Source organism: Herpetosiphon llansteffanensis, assembly GCF_003205875.1.
GTDB classification, from domain to species: domain Bacteria; phylum Chloroflexota; class Chloroflexia; order Chloroflexales; family Herpetosiphonaceae; genus Herpetosiphon; species Herpetosiphon llansteffanensis.
Genome location: NZ_PUBZ01000011.1, coordinates 97708 through 113544, shown reverse-complemented (window position 1 = coordinate 113544; position 15837 = coordinate 97708). Strand labels below are relative to the sequence as shown.

18 protein-coding genes and 3 tRNA genes are annotated in these 15837 nt (G+C 49.3%); 19 read left to right on the top strand and 2 right to left on the bottom strand.

The window, feature by feature from the left end; genetic code table 11:
- Window positions 1-32: 32 nt before the first annotated feature.
- The 5 genes from C5S61_RS00860 (at window position 33) to C5S61_RS00840 (ending at window position 2577) form a co-directional block, all read left to right on the top strand.
- Complete coding sequence (locus C5S61_RS00860) at window positions 33-1679, top strand: right-handed parallel beta-helix repeat-containing protein (protein ID WP_164689146.1); 1647 nt, start codon at window positions 33-35, stop codon at window positions 1677-1679.
- A 67-nt stretch (window positions 1680-1746) separates the two neighbouring features.
- On the top strand, window positions 1747-2172 hold the full coding sequence (locus C5S61_RS00855; protein ID WP_110513248.1) for a GNAT family N-acetyltransferase: 426 nt from the start codon (window positions 1747-1749) through the stop codon (window positions 2170-2172).
- Between the two features lie 145 nt (window positions 2173-2317).
- Window positions 2318-2404 (top strand) — tRNA-Leu (locus C5S61_RS00850).
- Between the two features lie 19 nt (window positions 2405-2423).
- A tRNA-Val gene (locus C5S61_RS00845) sits at window positions 2424-2499 on the top strand.
- 2 nt (window positions 2500-2501) lie between these two features.
- A tRNA-Phe gene (locus C5S61_RS00840) sits at window positions 2502-2577 on the top strand.
- Between the two features lie 39 nt (window positions 2578-2616).
- On the opposite strand, the gene C5S61_RS00835 is transcribed toward C5S61_RS00840, so the two are convergent.
- The gene (locus C5S61_RS00835; RefSeq protein WP_110513247.1) at window positions 2617-4029 is read right to left on the bottom strand and encodes a hypothetical protein; all 1413 of its coding nucleotides are present in this window, start codon (window positions 4027-4029) and stop codon (window positions 2617-2619) included.
- Between the two features lie 136 nt (window positions 4030-4165).
- On the opposite strand from C5S61_RS00835, the gene C5S61_RS00830 reads away from it, so the two are divergent.
- From C5S61_RS00830 to C5S61_RS00775, 12 genes are all read left to right on the top strand, one after another.
- Window positions 4166-4561: a hypothetical protein gene (locus C5S61_RS00830; protein WP_110513246.1), complete on the top strand. Its 396-nt coding sequence runs from the start codon at window positions 4166-4168 to the stop codon at window positions 4559-4561.
- A gap of 231 nt (window positions 4562-4792) precedes the next feature.
- Window positions 4793-5455 (top strand): helix-turn-helix transcriptional regulator, encoded by a 663-nt coding sequence (locus C5S61_RS00825; RefSeq protein WP_110513245.1) that lies wholly within the window; start codon window positions 4793-4795, stop codon window positions 5453-5455.
- Window positions 5456-5527: 72 nt separating this feature from the next.
- Complete coding sequence (gene sufC / locus C5S61_RS00820) at window positions 5528-6319, top strand: Fe-S cluster assembly ATPase SufC (RefSeq protein WP_110513244.1); 792 nt, start codon at window positions 5528-5530, stop codon at window positions 6317-6319.
- The gene (sufD, locus tag C5S61_RS00815; protein WP_110513243.1) at window positions 6309-7499 is read left to right on the top strand and encodes a Fe-S cluster assembly protein SufD; all 1191 of its coding nucleotides are present in this window, start codon (window positions 6309-6311) and stop codon (window positions 7497-7499) included. The genes sufC and sufD overlap by 11 nt, the downstream gene beginning before the upstream one ends.
- Before the next feature lie 163 nt (window positions 7500-7662).
- A complete protein-coding gene (locus C5S61_RS00810) occupies window positions 7663-8049 on the top strand; it encodes a GxxExxY protein (RefSeq protein ID WP_205701336.1) in 387 nt (128 codons plus the stop codon).
- Between the two features lie 87 nt (window positions 8050-8136).
- On the top strand, window positions 8137-9375 hold the full coding sequence (locus C5S61_RS00805) for an aminotransferase class V-fold PLP-dependent enzyme (protein WP_110513241.1): 1239 nt from the start codon (window positions 8137-8139) through the stop codon (window positions 9373-9375).
- A 6-nt stretch (window positions 9376-9381) separates the two neighbouring features.
- Entirely contained in the window at window positions 9382-9777 is a 396-nt protein-coding gene (sufU, locus tag C5S61_RS00800; protein ID WP_110513240.1) for a Fe-S cluster assembly sulfur transfer protein SufU, read from the top strand.
- Window positions 9774-10022 (top strand): hypothetical protein, encoded by a 249-nt coding sequence (locus C5S61_RS00795; RefSeq protein WP_110513239.1) that lies wholly within the window; start codon window positions 9774-9776, stop codon window positions 10020-10022. The genes sufU and C5S61_RS00795 overlap by 4 nt, the downstream gene beginning before the upstream one ends.
- On the top strand, window positions 10019-10507 hold the full coding sequence (locus C5S61_RS00790; RefSeq protein ID WP_164689145.1) for a type II toxin-antitoxin system VapC family toxin: 489 nt from the start codon (window positions 10019-10021) through the stop codon (window positions 10505-10507). The genes C5S61_RS00795 and C5S61_RS00790 overlap by 4 nt, the downstream gene beginning before the upstream one ends.
- 45 nt (window positions 10508-10552) lie before the next feature.
- Complete coding sequence (sufB, locus tag C5S61_RS00785) at window positions 10553-11971, top strand: Fe-S cluster assembly protein SufB (RefSeq protein ID WP_110513237.1); 1419 nt, start codon at window positions 10553-10555, stop codon at window positions 11969-11971.
- 100 nt (window positions 11972-12071) lie between these two features.
- Window positions 12072-12383, top strand: a complete 312-nt coding sequence (locus tag C5S61_RS00780; RefSeq protein ID WP_110513236.1) for a Rieske (2Fe-2S) protein — start codon at window positions 12072-12074, stop codon at window positions 12381-12383.
- Window positions 12384-12410: 27 nt separating this feature from the next.
- On the top strand, window positions 12411-13301 hold the full coding sequence (locus tag C5S61_RS00775) for a sulfurtransferase (protein ID WP_110513235.1): 891 nt from the start codon (window positions 12411-12413) through the stop codon (window positions 13299-13301).
- Window positions 13302-13360: 59 nt separating this feature from the next.
- Here the strand turns inward: C5S61_RS00775 and C5S61_RS00770 are convergent, their stop codons facing one another.
- A complete protein-coding gene (locus C5S61_RS00770) occupies window positions 13361-14245 on the bottom strand; it encodes an NmrA family NAD(P)-binding protein (protein ID WP_164689144.1) in 885 nt (294 codons plus the stop codon).
- A 141-nt stretch (window positions 14246-14386) separates the two neighbouring features.
- Here C5S61_RS00770 and C5S61_RS00765 point away from each other — a divergent pair, with 141 nt between their 5' ends.
- Window positions 14387-14974 carry a TetR/AcrR family transcriptional regulator gene (locus C5S61_RS00765; protein WP_110513233.1) on the top strand — a complete coding sequence of 196 codons (588 nt, stop codon included), beginning with the start codon at window positions 14387-14389 and terminating at the stop codon, window positions 14972-14974.
- Window positions 14975-15197: 223 nt separating this feature from the next.
- Window positions 15198-15773 carry an NUDIX hydrolase gene (locus tag C5S61_RS00760; RefSeq protein ID WP_110513232.1) on the top strand — a complete coding sequence of 192 codons (576 nt, stop codon included), beginning with the start codon at window positions 15198-15200 and terminating at the stop codon, window positions 15771-15773.
- Window positions 15774-15837 lie beyond the last annotated feature (64 nt).

Below are 15837 nucleotides of genomic sequence, written 5' to 3'. Positions count from 1 at the left end.
CGATGGCCGAGGCTGTGCTACCATGGCGCACTATGGAGATGCAAAACCTGCCACCAAGTGGCCCACCAAACAGACGAGCGACGTTGCTCAGCGCCCTACGTTCAAGTCGTGCGATGCAAAAAATCCGCCAGTATCAGACAATTCTTATGGCTGGTACGTTTTTTGTGTTGGCTGCAATCTTTGGGCTTAATTCGCAATCGCCGATTGAAGCACCTGCAACTGGCTCTAGCCCAACGACGCTATCTCAAGCAACGCTGGCTCCTGCAGATGGCTCGATCACGCCAACGCTGATTAGCAGCACCGAAGTAGCGAACAATCGCCCAACTGCAACTGATGTGGCAGGCGGCGGGCCAGTCGGGCCTCCTGCGCCAAATCGGGCAACGCCAACGTTTGAAGGTGCGTATCCTCCGCCACAGGGCGATGGGCCAACCCCAACCATTGATCCTTTTCCAACCTTGCCGGTTGGTGGCACGTCAATGCCGCTCTTTCCAACCAGTAGCACGGGCAATCGCAGCACAACCGCGCCAACCCAAGGCTCTGGCAGTAATTATCCAACTCCCGATACAAAAAGCACTCCAGCTCCAACCAATATTCCTGTCCCAACGGATTCAATTCCGTTGCCAACCGATCAAATGCCTTTCCCAACTGAGGAAGACGATGATCCTAAGGCAACCGAAGATCCCTTGGAAACTCCCAGCAGTCCTGAGGAGCCAATCGAAACGCCAACCGCTACTGCAACCGAAGGCCCAACTGCAACTCCAACCAATACGCCAACCCCAACGCCATTGCCCTACGATATGATTCGCGGCAATACTCGTTGGTCAATCGCTCAAAGCCCGGTCAAAGTTCGCCGCGATACGATTATCGCCAAAGGTGCAACCCTGACGATTGACGATGGCGTTGAAGTGCTGCTGGATGCCAACACATCGTTGGTGGTCGATGGGACTTTGACTGCTAATGGCGCACGCTTCCGCAAAAGCGGCCAAAGCCTGTGGAAATCGATTGTGGTCAATAATGGCGGTCAAGCCAATTTGAACGGGGTCGATGTGCGTGGTGGCGGGGCCGAAGGCGTGCTGGTTTCAGCGCTTGGCGGCAATACGGTCATCCAAGATAGCGTATTTGAAGAAAACCAAGGCCGGATGTATATCAGCGGCGGCAACTTCGATATGCAGCGCAGTCGCGTGGTTGGCTATGCGCCGATTAGCGCCGAGGTGCGCGGCGGCAAGAGCTTACGCCTATTCAGCAACGTAATTAACAATACTGCCAGCGATGGCGCAACGGGCGTGAGTCTCAGCGCAACCGCCGATGATGTTGAAATTGTGCTGGAAAAGAATAGCTTCCGTGGCAATAGCGGCACGAATGTTCGCGCTCAATTCAACCAATCGTTGAATGCAGTTTTTCAGTGCAATAGCTTTAGCGGCGGCGCATATGGCTTGCAAATCAAATCAACTGACCCAACCTTGGATGGCTCGCGAATTTTGATTAGCGCCAATAGTTTCCAAAGCCACAAAAATTATGGCTTAACCGGTGATGTGGGTTTTGATGCCCGCAACAATTGGTGGGGCGATGCCTCAGGCCCCTATCACCCTGAGCAAAATGGCGCTGGCACTGGCGATGCCGTCGGCGTAAACTTGACTTTCAGTCCATGGCTGAATGCCAAACCAAGCTGCGCTCCTTAAATCGTAATTCTTGCAACAGCCTCAGTTAATGCAACTGGGGCTGTTGTTTTATTGTGGAGGATTGTTTATGCACTGGCAACGTGACGATTATACAATCAGCACCGATCCTGCACTGCTCGATTATGCAGCGATTGTTGTTGGGCTGCACCAAACCTATTGGGCCGCCGAACGCGATCCAGCGCTCATTATTCGATCGGTCGAGCATTCGTTGTGTTTCGGGGTTTATCACGGCCAGCAGCAAATTGGCTTGGCGCGCGTCATTACCGATTATGCGGTCTTTGCCTATATCGATGATGTGTATATTTTGGCTGAACATCGCGGCAAGGGCCTTGGCAAGTGGTTGGTGCAAACCGTGCTGGCCTACCCCGAGTTGCAAGGCTTGCGGCGCTGGCTATTGGCAACCAGAAACGCCCAAGGTTTGTATGCCCAAGTTGGTTTTGGCCCGCTTGCCTCAGCCGAACCATGGATGGAAATCTTCAATCAACAAAGCTAGGATTGCGCTATATTTACGGGCTATACAATGGCGTTTTGGCGGTGGAAGATAAAATTTGACAAGAACGCCAAAGCTGATTATAATACCACGGCACTAAACAATTGAATAACGAAATGCAACACAAACCAAATGTTGCAAACCACCTGCCCAGGTGGCGGAATTGGCAGACGCGCTACTTTGAGGGGGTAGTGGGAGCAATCTCGTGTGGGTTCAAGTCCCACTCTGGGCACCAATTCGTTCTTCATACATATGGGTGATTAGCTCAGTTGGTAGAGCGTCTCGTTTACACCGAGTAGGTCGGGGGTTCGAGTCCCTCATCACCCACCAATGCCACTTTAGCTCAGTTGGTAGAGCATACGACTGAAAATTGTAGGGTCTCCGGTTCGAGCCCGGAAGGTGGCACCAAATGAAACCACTGGTCATTCGACCAGTGGTTTTTTTGTTTTAGTTCATTTGAACCCATGGGCTGAATACTTCATACATAACCGGGCTAAGCCAACGTTCAATCGCTGGGCGATCGCGCTCGCGGCTGAAAATGGCAATGAATGGTTGCAAACAACGAGCTTCAGCACACCCATTCAAGCGCGCGCCAGTCACGCTCCAGCCAAGGTTGGTTGGGCTAAATACTTGGGTATCGAGTTGGCCAACCCATTGCTGTTGATTGGGAGTTATGCTGCTGCTTTGCACATTGTAATAGGCCCAGCCTGGGGGCGGCGCATTAAAATCATCAAAAATGCTGCTCGAAAGCGTGGGATATTGTTCGGTGCTGCTATGGTAAAAACTGACCGCCACATCATCGCGGCCATTCACCGCTGCACTGGGCAGCGAAAAGCCATTTTGCGCATTGAAAATAAATGGTCGCGCTAAACTAAATGGCAATAAGCTCAAATCGCGCTCATACACCCGCACTGCATCAATGTAGGGAAAGGTAATGGTGTTGCTGGAAACAGCATTCCACATAAACCCCACCGTGCCTTTGGCCACCCAACCAGTCCGAATTCGGCCATCATCATCTGCACACCAATTCTGCTGATCAGGCGTTGGGCAAATTCGCGCGCCTGCTGTCCACTCGGCCACAGTTACGTCGCTACTGGTTGGTACTGGCTGGTTTTCATCCCAAGCGTATATTCGCAGGGTTGTTTGATTGATGTGAGTTGCAAAATACATGATGTCTTTTGCTCCTCGCACCAAGTGCCAGGCCCGCTCAGTTGCTGATGAATAACTGCGCATAAAGACCAGTTCATCTTCAAGCGTATCAGTTTGAAGTTGACTGACCCACGTACTGTCGATGGCCCCGCCAATTGCTTGACGATCCATTGCTAGCCAAATTTGGTTGGCGCTGAGTTCAAGCTGTGGCTCAACCCAAGTATAGCCTTGGGCAGCTGGCACGTCATACCACTCCCATTCCTGTTCGGCCAAACCTATGCTATCGGTGTAGGCAATCCGCACCAAGCCACGTTGGCTATCAGGCGCATACTGCAACAACCAAATAAACAGATCACGGCCATAATCGTAAGCAAAGGCTTGTTGGCAACACAAGCCACCAGCTGCTGCCGGAAACAGCGCTTGCGGATCAAGCTGTTGCCAATGATTACCTGCATCAAGCGTCATAAACGTTTTTTGGCCAACCCCAACCAACCAGCTATCACCACTGGCGACCCCACGCACAGCATCGCCAAAATTCATTGTTGTGGGAATAGAATGCAGCCGCAGCACCTGAAATGCGCCTGCTGGATCTCCCTCGCCTTCGCCAAAAATTCGTTCTGTAGACTCTGGGTTAGCAGCTTGGGTTTGTGGGATACTTCCCAGCAACAGCGCTAGCATTAGCCCAACAAGGGCGACCCTCAACCAAACCATGTCGATCTTCCTTTCAACAGCCAGCCTTCAATAGAGCGCAACTATACCCCTGAATCGAAATTGTGACAAAACATTGTGACAGTTGTTGTCACAAGGTGCTGCTATGCTCAAGCCAACATTGGTTAGGAGGTCTGCAATGCATCCAGTAACGGGAATCGAAGCGGTATTGCAATGGTTTGCTGAACAGTATTCCTCAAGCGAGGCCGAGCAAATTCGCAGTGCGGTCAACGCCAATACCCGTTTGCTCAAAGCATGGCGGCATAATCCAGCCAATCTGCGACCCTTGGCCAGCGATAAACATTTGTGGTGCTTGATTGGCGCGATGTATGGCAATCTTATCCTTGCGCAAGCCCAAGCAGTCTATCGCCAAGCCACCGCCCACTATCAACGCTGGCTCAATCGGCGACGCAATTTGCAAACGGTCGAGGTGCGTTTGCAAGGCGATCTCGCCCGTTTTGGTGAACAACACCCACGCACCCAACGTACAATCGCCCAACTCCAACGCCTGCACCAAGAATTATTGGCCGCTTAATCAACTTCTCATCAATGTTTCGCAGCCGATTGAGCTGAATTCAGCACGCACTGGTATGGTTATTGCCCCAAATCTGCCCTAAAATGGGCTTGTTTTGGTTTAACAACAAGCCTTTGTTTGAATAAACACAGTTTTTTCCGATTTTATTGACAGAAAATGATTATCGATTTATAATCATTCTCAATAACAAACCATGCAACGGTATGGTCAAAGGCAAAATGCGAGGTTTCTATGACCGTGTTTGGTATCCGAGAAGGAACGCCCGCCGGCGATATTGTGAGCTATATTCAGCGTAAAGGTTCAGCGACTGTCAAGGAATTGGAAGATGCGCTGGCTGTGAGCACAACTGCGGTGCGCGAGCAACTAACTCATCTCACCAACCAAGGCCTCATTGCACCGACCAAAATTCGCCAAGGCCCAGGCCGTCCTTCTTATCGCTACACCCTGACTGCTAAGGCTCAATCGCTGTTTCCCAAGGGCTACGATGTGCTCTTGAATGTGTTGCTTGAAGAAATTTTGGCAACCGAAGGCCCAGAAGGCATGGCGCAGTTGCTTAGTCGGGTTGGCACACGCTTGGCAACGCTCTACACGGGCGATCATCCCGCCAATGCGGCCTTGCGTGAGCGCTTGATGCAATTTGTCTACACGATGAACCGCAAAGGTATGTCGATTAATGTAGCCGAATCGCCAGGCGGCGGTTGGGTGGTGAGTGAGTATGCCTGCCCCTATTTTGAGGTAGCCCAAACTCACGATAGCCTCTGTAGCATGGAACGCCAAATGATGGAAACTGCACTCGGCCATGAAGTTGAAATTCAACGCCGCATGGTCGAAGGTCATAACGGCTGTCACTTTGTGATTAAGGCCGATGAGATTGGGATTGAGAAGCATAACTAAGTTCTTTGGCGGCTGGCAATGCAAGGGCATGCCATGCTGTTGTCTTGAATAGCAATCTTGAATAGGAGTGTCATGAGCGCCAACAATTTGGTCATTCGCAACTTGCACGTTGCGGTCGATGGCAAAGAAATTCTCAAAGGTATTAATCTGACCATCGAAGAAGGCAAAATTCACGCCATCATGGGGCCAAATGGCTCAGGCAAGTCGACCTTGGCGTATACCCTCGCTGGTCACCCACGCTACGAAGTGACCGAAGGCGAAGTTTGGTACAAAGGCCAAGATGTGCTTGACCTCGAACCAAACGATCGTTCAAAATTGGGCTTGTTCCTTGCATTCCAATATCCAGTCGCAGTTGCTGGCGTAACCGTTGCCAACTTCTTGCGCGCTGCCTTGAACGCCCATCGCGCTCAAGAAGGTGTTGATCCGAAGTCGACCGCCATTCCAATGGCCGAATATCGCAAAGTGATCAAATCGCGTATGGATATGTTGGAAATGGCTCCTGATTTTGCTCGCCGCTATTTGAACGAAGGCTTCTCTGGTGGCGAAAAGAAACGCCTCGAAATTTTGCAAATGGCCATGTTGCAGCCTTCAATCTCAATCATGGACGAAACCGATTCAGGGCTTGACATCGACGCATTGAAGATTGTGGCCGAAGGTGTTAACAAAGTTAAAACCGAAAAGCCTGAACTTGGCGTGTTGGTCATCACCCACTACCAACGCTTGCTCAACTACATCAAGCCCGATTATGTGCACGTTTTGATGAACGGCCAAATCGTGCGCGAAGGTGGCCCTGAAATGGCTTTGGAACTCGAAGAAAAAGGCTACGATTTCATTCGAGAGGAAGTGTTTGGCAATGCCAGCTAATTTGCAATCTACCTTTGATGTGGCGCAATTTGAGGCCTTGCTGGCCAGCCGCAACGAGCCAGAATGGCTCACGAGCCGCCGCCACGAAGCTTGGCAATCATTTGAAACCGCCGAGCAACCAGATTGGCGACGAACCAACCTCAAGGGCTTTAATCTTGCCGATTATAGCGTTGCTGAAGCCGAAGTTTCGGTTGAATTTGCTGGCGCTGAAGGCGTAACGATTTTGCCATTGGCCGAAGCAATTCAAAGCCACGCCGAGTTGGTGCAACGGGTGCTTGGTAGTGCTGTGCAAACCAGCCGCGATCCCTATTCAGCGCTTAACAATGCTTTGGTCAACGGCGGGCTTTTCATCCACGTTGCCAAAGATGTTGCAGTCGAAGAATTGGTCCGGATTCGCTATCACGTGGCCAATGCTGGCACAATTGTCGCTCCTCGCACGCTGATCGTGACCGAGCGCCATAGCTCGATCAATGTGATCGAAGAAATTAGCTCAGCTGATTTTGATGCCAGCGCAGTGGTTTTGACTGGAGTTGAAATTGAGGTTGGCGATGGTGGCCAAGTTAATTTCAGCAGCGTGCAAATTCTGAACAGCAATGTCTATGTGCTCGGTAGCCAACAAATCCGCATCAACCGCGATGCCCAAGCAGAATGGTTGAATGTGGTGGTTGGCAGCGCTGTGCAGCACGTTACCTTGGAAGCCAATTTGAGCGGCAATGGCTCAAGCGTCAATTGGAATGGTTTGTTGTATGGTAATGGCAAGCAAAACTTGCTGGTTGCACCCAAACTGAACCACATTGGCTTGAATACCGAAGGCCAAATTAACTTCAAAACCGTGGTCGATGATGAAGCCTATGCCGTTTTCGATGGCATGGTCAAAATCCCAGCCACTGGCCAAGGCACCAATTCCGACTTGCGCGAAAATGCCTTGCACTTGAGCAAAACGTCACGCTCGGATTCAATTCCAGGCTTGGAGATTGATGCCAACGAAGTTAAGGCTGGCCACGGCTCGACCAGCGGCCAAATCGACGAAGAGCAGTTGTTCTATCTGCAATCGCGCGGTTTGCCATTTGCCGAAGCCAAGCGCACAATCGTGTTGGGCTTTGTCGGCGAAATCATCGATATGATTCCCGATGAAGCTGTACGCGAACGCGTCGAAACCATCGTCGCCGATAAAGTCTAAGCATCAAAAATCTTCGTGGTTTCAGTCAATGTATAAGATTGAAACCACGAAGAGCACGAAGAACGCTAAGGTTAATAATTTATAAATCGAGGTTGATTCGCCAAAAATGAATGATCAATGTATCTAGCATTAGAGACCTGTTGATTCATTTTGGAGAACAATGATGTCGTTATTATTAGCCGATGAAGTGTTTGCTGTGGTTGGCGCGGCTATAGAAGTTCATCGCGAGTTGGGCAGTGGTTTCTTAGAGGCTGTCTATCAAGAAGCGCTCGAATTAGAATTAACTGAACGAAAAATTCCTTTTGTTCGGCAACAGCCATTACCAATTCGCTATAAACAAACCGTTTTAAATAAACTGTATATTGCCGATTTGGTTTGTTTCGATCAGATTATTGTGGAAATTAAGGCAATTCAACGATTAACATCAATTGAACATGCCCAGTTATTAAATTATCTCAAAGCGACTCACAAACCGCTTGGGATTTTGGCCAATTTTCATAGTCGGCCAACCTTGGAATGGAAACGCTTAATCTTGAGTAACGATTCTTAGCGATCTTCGCGTTCTTCGCGGTTTCGTGTTCTTCGTGCTCTTCGTGGATCAAAAAGCAATTCTTTGTCGATCGGATATTGGTGAGTTATGTCTGTACAAACAACCCTGGATATTAACGCCATTCGCGAGCAATTTCCGCTCTTGGATCAATCGATTAACGGCCATCGCCTCGCCTACTTAGATAGCACTGCGACTGCGCAAAAGCCGCTGGTTGTGCTTGATGCGATGGATCGCTACTATCGCACGATTAATGCGAATGTGCATCGGGGCGTGTATCAGATTAGCGAAGCAGCGACCGAAGCCTATGAAGGCACACGTCGCACGATTGGACGCTTTATTGGCGCGAAATCGACCAAGGAAATTATTTTTACCCGCAACGCCACCGAAGCAATCAACTTGGTTGCCCAAAGCTGGGGCCGTGCCAATTTGCAAGCTGGCGACCGGATTTTGCTCACGGTTAGCGAACATCACTCGAATTTGGTGCCATGGCAATTGTTGGCGGCCCAAATTGGCGTGGAGCTTGATTTTATCGAGCTTGATGCCCAAGGTCGACTTGATCTGAGCAAGCTTGAGCAATTATTGACTGAGCGCACCAAACTTGTGGCCATGACCCATATGTCGAATGTGCTGGGCACGATCAATCCTGTTGAGCAGGTGATTGCTGCTGCCAAGCAGGTTGGTGCCTTGGTTCTGCTCGATGGAGCGCAAAGTGTGCCGCATATTCCAGTCAATGTGCAAGCGCTTGGCTGCGATTTCTTGGCCTTTTCGGGGCATAAGATGTGCGGGCCAACTGGCATTGGCGTGCTGTGGGCACGGCGTGAATTGCTAGAAGCCATGCCACCGTTTATGGGTGGTGGCGATATGATCAAACGGGTCGGGCTGCGCGAAAGCTCATGGAATGATCTCCCATGGAAATTCGAGGCAGGCACGCCAGCGATTGCCGAGGCGATTGGCCTTGGCGCGGCGATTGACTTCTTGAATGGACTTGGGATGGAGGCGATTCACGAGCGCGAACGCCAATTGACCCACTACGCTTGGGATAAACTCAGCGCCATCGATGGGCTGACCATTTTTGGTCCGCCTGCTGCTGAGCGCGGTGGCTTGTTGAGCTTTACCTTGGCTGGAGTGCATGCCCACGATGTGGCGGCAATCCTCGATACGCAAGGCATTGCGGTGCGGGCTGGGCATCATTGTACCCATCCATTGCACGATATTTTTGGCGTACCAGCAACGGTACGCGCATCATTCTACCTATACACGCTTGAGGAAGAAATTGATCGTTTGGCCGAAGCCTTGGTTTTGGCGCGCGACACCTTCCAACTGTGAGGCATTGTGGACGATTTATATCGTGAAAATATATTAGATCACTATCGCCATCCGCGAAATTACGGCGAGCTTGAGCAAGCAACGATTGTGCAACATGAGCATAACCCGTTGTGTGGCGATCAACTCAGCATTTATTTGTTGGTCGAAAATGAGCGGATTGTTGATGTGAAATTTAAAGGCAAGGGCTGCGCAATCAGCCAAGCTTCAGCCTCGATGCTCAGCGAAGAACTGACTGGCAAAAGCGTCGACGAAGCCAAAGCCTTTGATAAACAAACCATCCTCGATTTATTGGGGATACCAATTGGGCCAGTGCGACTGAAATGCGCCTTGCTCTCGCTCAAAACGCTCAAAGCTGGGCTCTACGGGGTCAATCTCGTAGACGACGATGAGGATAGCCTATGACAACGCTAACGATTGAATATCTTGCTGAACGAATTACTTTTTTAGAGCAGGAATTGACCAAATTAAAAGGTGCTACTCTGAATCAATCAAGAAGTATTCGCGAGCAGTGGAGCATCGCTTTACAACAAAGTGTTGAAGCGCCTCCAACAACTGAATATTCAATCGAGCAGTTGCAATACGCCATGGCACAGTCTTTATCATCGAATGAACTGACCAATGATTTATTGGAGCAGCGATTACGGTGAATCTTTTCTTATTTTATGATGCGAGTGCTCTCATAAAACGTTATAGCATTGAAATTGGCACACCTGCTGTTAATGATCTTTTTGCCAATTTTTCTGCAAAGCAACGCGGATGTTCAGTTATTGGAATCCTTGAAGTACTTTCAATACTTACAAGAAAACGTAATGACGGTCGGATCAATAATAACCTTTATCAGGCTGCTGTTTATCATCTCAATCAAGATTTTATTCAGAATCCTGAAGTAATGATTACATCAATTATTGATGATGATATTACACAATCATTAAAAATCATTCCTAACTACAATATTAATAGTAGTGATGCTTTGATATTGGCTACCGCATTACGGCTTAAATTAACAATGGCTACTATAAACACTAAACTAGTGTTATGTACATCAGATAAACGCTTGATTCGTGCTGGTTTACAAGAACAAGTAGTTGTGTTTGATCCAGAAGTTGATTCAGTTCAACAATTTATTAACTAACAATCTCATCACTTATTCGTGATCACACTATAGGAGGCACAGGGCATGTCCAACCCTGCACAAAACGAAATCGAGTTTGATTACTCGAAGTACGGCTTTCGCGACGAAGAGAACTATACATTCAAATCTTCAAAAGGTCTGAATGCCGATATTGTGCGCACGATCTCGGAAATGAAGGGCGAACCTGAATGGATGTTGCAACGCCGCTTGAAGGCGCTGGAAATTTTCCATAAAAAACCACTGCCAGTCAGTGGCGTGTGGGCCAACCCACGCTTGGCTGAGTTGGATTTCCAAGATATTCACTACTATGTGCGGCCTGGTGAAAAAACTGAAAATAGCTGGGACGATGTGCCAGAAAGTATCAAGAATACCTTTGAAAAACTGGGTATTCCTGAAGCTGAACGCAAGTTCTTGGCTGGCGTTGGCGCTCAGTACGAATCAGAAGTTGTTTACCACTCGTTGCGCGAAGAGTGGGAAAAACTGGGCGTGATCTTCCTTGATACCGACACAGGCTTGAAAGAGTATCCTGAGTTGTTCAAGGAATATTTTGGCACAATCATCCCTTCAGCAGATAACAAATTTGCTGCCTTGAATACAGCGGTTTGGTCTGGTGGCTCGTTCGTCTACGTGCCAAAAGGTGTCAAGGTCGATATTCCATTGCAAGCCTATTTCCGCATCAACGCTGAAAACATGGGCCAATTCGAACGTACCTTGATTATCGTTGACGAAGGCGCAGAAGTTCACTATATCGAAGGTTGTACCGCTCCAGTGTATAGCACCAACTCACTGCACTCAGCAGTGGTGGAAATTATCATCAAAAAAGGTGGTAAGTGCCGCTACACCACGATTCAAAACTGGGCTAACAACATTTTCAATTTGGTGACCAAACGCGCTGTCGCCTACGAAGATGCTTCGATGGAATGGGTCGATGGCAACATTGGCTCGAAGTTGACCATGAAGTATCCAGCGGTTTACATGATGGGTCGCGGCGCAAAGGGCGAGGTGCTCTCAGTTGCTTATGCTGGCGAAGGCCAACATCAAGACGCTGGGGCCAAAATGGTGCACGGCGCTCCCGACACTACCAGCCGCATCACCAACAAATCAGTCTCGAAGAACGGCGGTCGCACGACCTATCGTGGCTTGGCCAAGGTTATGCGCGGCGCAACCAACGCCAAAGTCAACGTGGTCTGTGATGCCTTAATTCTCGACAGTCGCTCAGCCTCGGATACGATTCCGTACATCGAGATCGAAGAGGATTCAGCGACTGTGGCCCACGAGGCAACCGTCGGCAAAATCGGCGAAGAGCAATTGTTCTATCTGATGAGCCGCGGCCTCGACGAAGCCGAAGCACTTTCGATGATTGTGTTGGGCTTTATGGAGCCATTCACCCGCGAATTGCCAATGGAATACGCTGTCGAATTGAACCGCTTGATCCAAATGGAAATGGAAGGTTCGGTCGGCTAATGCTGGCCCAACAACGCCGAGGCGCAACAACTGCGTCCTCGGCATTTTCTTTGCTCGATCATTGTTAATCAATTTAGTTAATAAATTAAGGAATAACGAGATGAGCTATCAAGTTGTTGCAACGCTGCACGATTTGGCCGATACGCCAGCGATTCAGGTTGATTTTGCTGGTGAGCAAGTGGGGATTTTTCGCTGTGGCAGCCAGTATTTTGCTACCAGCAACATTTGCACCCATGCCTACGCCGAATTGCACGAAGGCGAGTTGGATGCTGATGATTGCACTATCGAATGCCCGCTGCATGGCGCACGTTTTGATTTGGCCAGTGGCCGCCCGCGCTCATTGCCAGCGACCGAGCCATTGAAAGTCTATAACCTCAAAATCGAGAACGATCAGATTTTGCTTGAAGCCTAAGTATTAATTTCAATAAAGGAGCCATCGATGAGCGATTACGTGAATCCTGATGTGTTGGTCAGCACTGATTGGGTTGCAGAACATTTGAATGATGCAGATGTGCGTTTGGTTGAGTCGGATGAAGATATTTTGCTCTATGAGATGGGGCATATCGCCAACGCTGTCAAAATCAATTGGCAAGATGATTTAAACGATCTCCAGATTCGTGATTACATTGATGGCGATGATTTTGCTGCCTTGCTGAGCCGCTTTGGCATTAGCAACGACACCACAATCGTATTTTATGGCGATAAAAATAATTGGTGGGCCTGCTATGCCTACTGGGTTTTCCAATTGCTTGGCCACGAAAAGCTTAAAATTATGAACGGTGGCCGCAAAAAATGGATCGATGAAGGCCGCGAATTGACCCGAACTGTGCCAAGCTTCGAGCCAACCAGCTATGTCGTCGGCGAGCCAAAGCCCGAAATCCGCGCGTTCCGCGATGATGTGTTGGCTCATATCGGACGGCCAAACCCGCGCCAAACCGCAATTGAATTGCCATCAGGCCATAGCTTGGTCGATGTGCGCTCGCCAGATGAATTTACTGGCAAAAAACTGCACATGCCCGAATATCCTCAAGAAGGCGCTGTGCGTGGCGGCCACATTCCTGGCGCGGTCAATGTGCCGTGGGCCAAAGCGGTCAACGACGATGGAACATTCAAGAGCGCCGACGAAATTAGCCAATTATATGGCGATGTTGGCGTAACACCTGAAAGCGATACCGTGGTTTATTGCCGCATTGGCGAACGCTCATCGTTAACATGGTTTGTGCTGCACGAATTGTTGGGCTACAAAAATGTGCGCAATTACGACGGCTCATGGACCGAATGGGGCAACGTGGTTGGCCTGCCAATTCATAATCCTACGACCAGCAAGTAATTAAATCATTAAAAAACAGGCAGCCAAATTAATGGCTGCCTGTTTGATCAAGCTGAATATTAGCTAAACAACGCGCGATTTGCGTTAAGATATTCGGCCAATGATTGAGCTGGCTTGCCAGTCAAGCGCTCAACATCGTTGGTCACAACATCCAACGCGCCTGAGCCGATCAAATCGTGATCGATGGCGACGACAAAGCCGGCAACTGGCGCTGGCAGGCCATATTGCTCAAGTTGCTGTTGAGCGCTGGCAGCATCGATTGGCTGATATACTACGTCGCGGCCTGCAAATTCGGCGACGGTTTCAGCGATTGCTTTGTGAGTTAAGCTCACTGGGCCAGTAATATCGTAAACTTCTGAAGCGGTATTATCGCTGACCAAGGCAGCAGCGGCGGCAGCGGCACAATCGGCGCGGGCAACCAAGCCAGCAGCAGCATCGCCAGCAGCGGCAGCAATTACGCCACCAGCCAAGGCACCTTTTACCTTATCGGTGATCGTTTCAAAGTAGAAGTTGTTGCGCAAGAAGCTGTAGCTCAAACCGCTGGCCTTGATGGCTTCTTCGGTGGCGGCGTGTTCGCGCACAAATTCCATGGGGGCTTCGGCAGGATTCGTTGCCGAGGTATAAACGATATGCTTCACGCCAGCGTCAGCGATTGCTTTGACCGCACCAGTTTGCAAGCGCACTCGTTCGCTACCGACAACATCGATGCTGATCAGCAAAACCCGTTCGACCCCAGCCAAGGCAGCGGTCAAACTTGCTGGATCGTTGAAATCGCCAGCAACGACTTTTACGCCTTGGGCAGCAACATCAGCTAATTTGGCAGGATCACGGGTGATTGCCACAACTTGATTTGCTGCAACTTTTGTCAATACTTCTTGCAAAACCAAGCGCCCTAATTGACCTGCTGCACCGGTGATCGCGACCAAACCTTGAGTATGAGCCATAATTGAAAACCTCACTAATCGATTGAAATCTAAACAACACTCGTTGTTTAATTGACATCTGTTGAATAGCATAGAGAACCCGTGCTATAGTGTCAACCAGCAAAAACGAAAATTTGTTGCTTAGGCAACAAAGGAGCCAAAATGTTGGGAAACGCTGTAAAAATCGACCCGCGCACCAAGCGTACGCGTAAATTAATTCTTGATGCATTAATTCAGCTCTTGCGCACTCGTACCTTTGAGGAAGTCACCGTTAACGAGATTGCCGAAGCTGCGACGATTAATCGGGCAACCTTCTATGCCCATTTCAGCGATAAATATGCCTTAGTTGATGAATTAATTCGCGATGGCTTTATGATGTTTCTTGATCGGCGTATGCAGCATTATCCCGACACGCCGACGCGTTATATGCAGGCCTTGCTGTGGGCAATTGCTGATCATTGGACGATGATTCATGGCCAGTGTAATCAATATCATCGCTTTTTCGATTCGTTGGCTGAAACTCAGATCAAACGCATGCTAGAACAACATATTCAAACGTGGCTTGATCATTATGTGCCGTTGCGTAGCGTTGCTGCAACCCAACGCCAATTGTTAGCAACTATGCTCAGTTGGTCGGTGTTTGCCTTGGCCGCACGCTGGCTCTATAGCGACCGCTGCCAAAATCTCGAAAACTTTATCAACGATAGCGTGCCATTGCTGGTTGGCAGCATCGAAGCCTTAAAAGTATGAAGGATGAGGGATGAAGGATGAAGGGGGAAAATCAAAGGGCAGAAGTCAAAATTCAAAAACATGTCGTTATAACGCAGCGGCGCAGAGGATGTTTGGCTATGGGCTTTGGGCTATCGGAGATTTATTGGAGAAGCCTATAGTCAATAACCACTAGTCAATAACCTATAGTCAATAGCCTATAGCCAACTTTCGTGGCTCAGATTGAGGATTGTTGGAGGAATTTATGCGTTCAACCATTCGTGGCTTAGTCAACCAGATCGCACCATTGGACTTACGTGAGCAAGCAGATTGTAACAAAACCTTGACCTGGATCGATAGCGATGCACCGTTGTTTCGCACCGCTAAGCCTGCCACGCCCCCGATGCACCTCGTTTCCTACATTGTGGTCTATGATCCGGCAACTGCCCAGATTTTATTAGTTGATCACCGTAATGCCCAGTTGTGGTTACCTTGCGGTGGCCATGTTGAGCCAGATGAGCATCCAGCAAGCACCGTCAGCCGCGAGATTGAGGAAGAATTGGGGATTGAAGCGCAGTTTTATTGGCCAGAGCCATGCTTTATTAGCGTAACCGAAACCGTTGGTCTGACCGCAGGCCATATTGATGTTTCGTTGTGGTATGTGGTGCAGGCCGATTCGCAGCAAACCTTGCGCTACGATCAGGCTGAATTCGCCCAAATCCGCTGGTTTGCGCTTGATGATGTGCCGTTGGAGCGCAGCGATCCCCAACTTGGACGCTTTCTTGGCAAGTTTCAACAGCTGCTTAATCGTGAAGATCGACGATTATTGGCAGTGCGTTAACATTTCGTTTAAGCAGCTTTTAAGCCATTCAAAGCGCCAAAGCTGCGTGGTATAATCTAGCGAT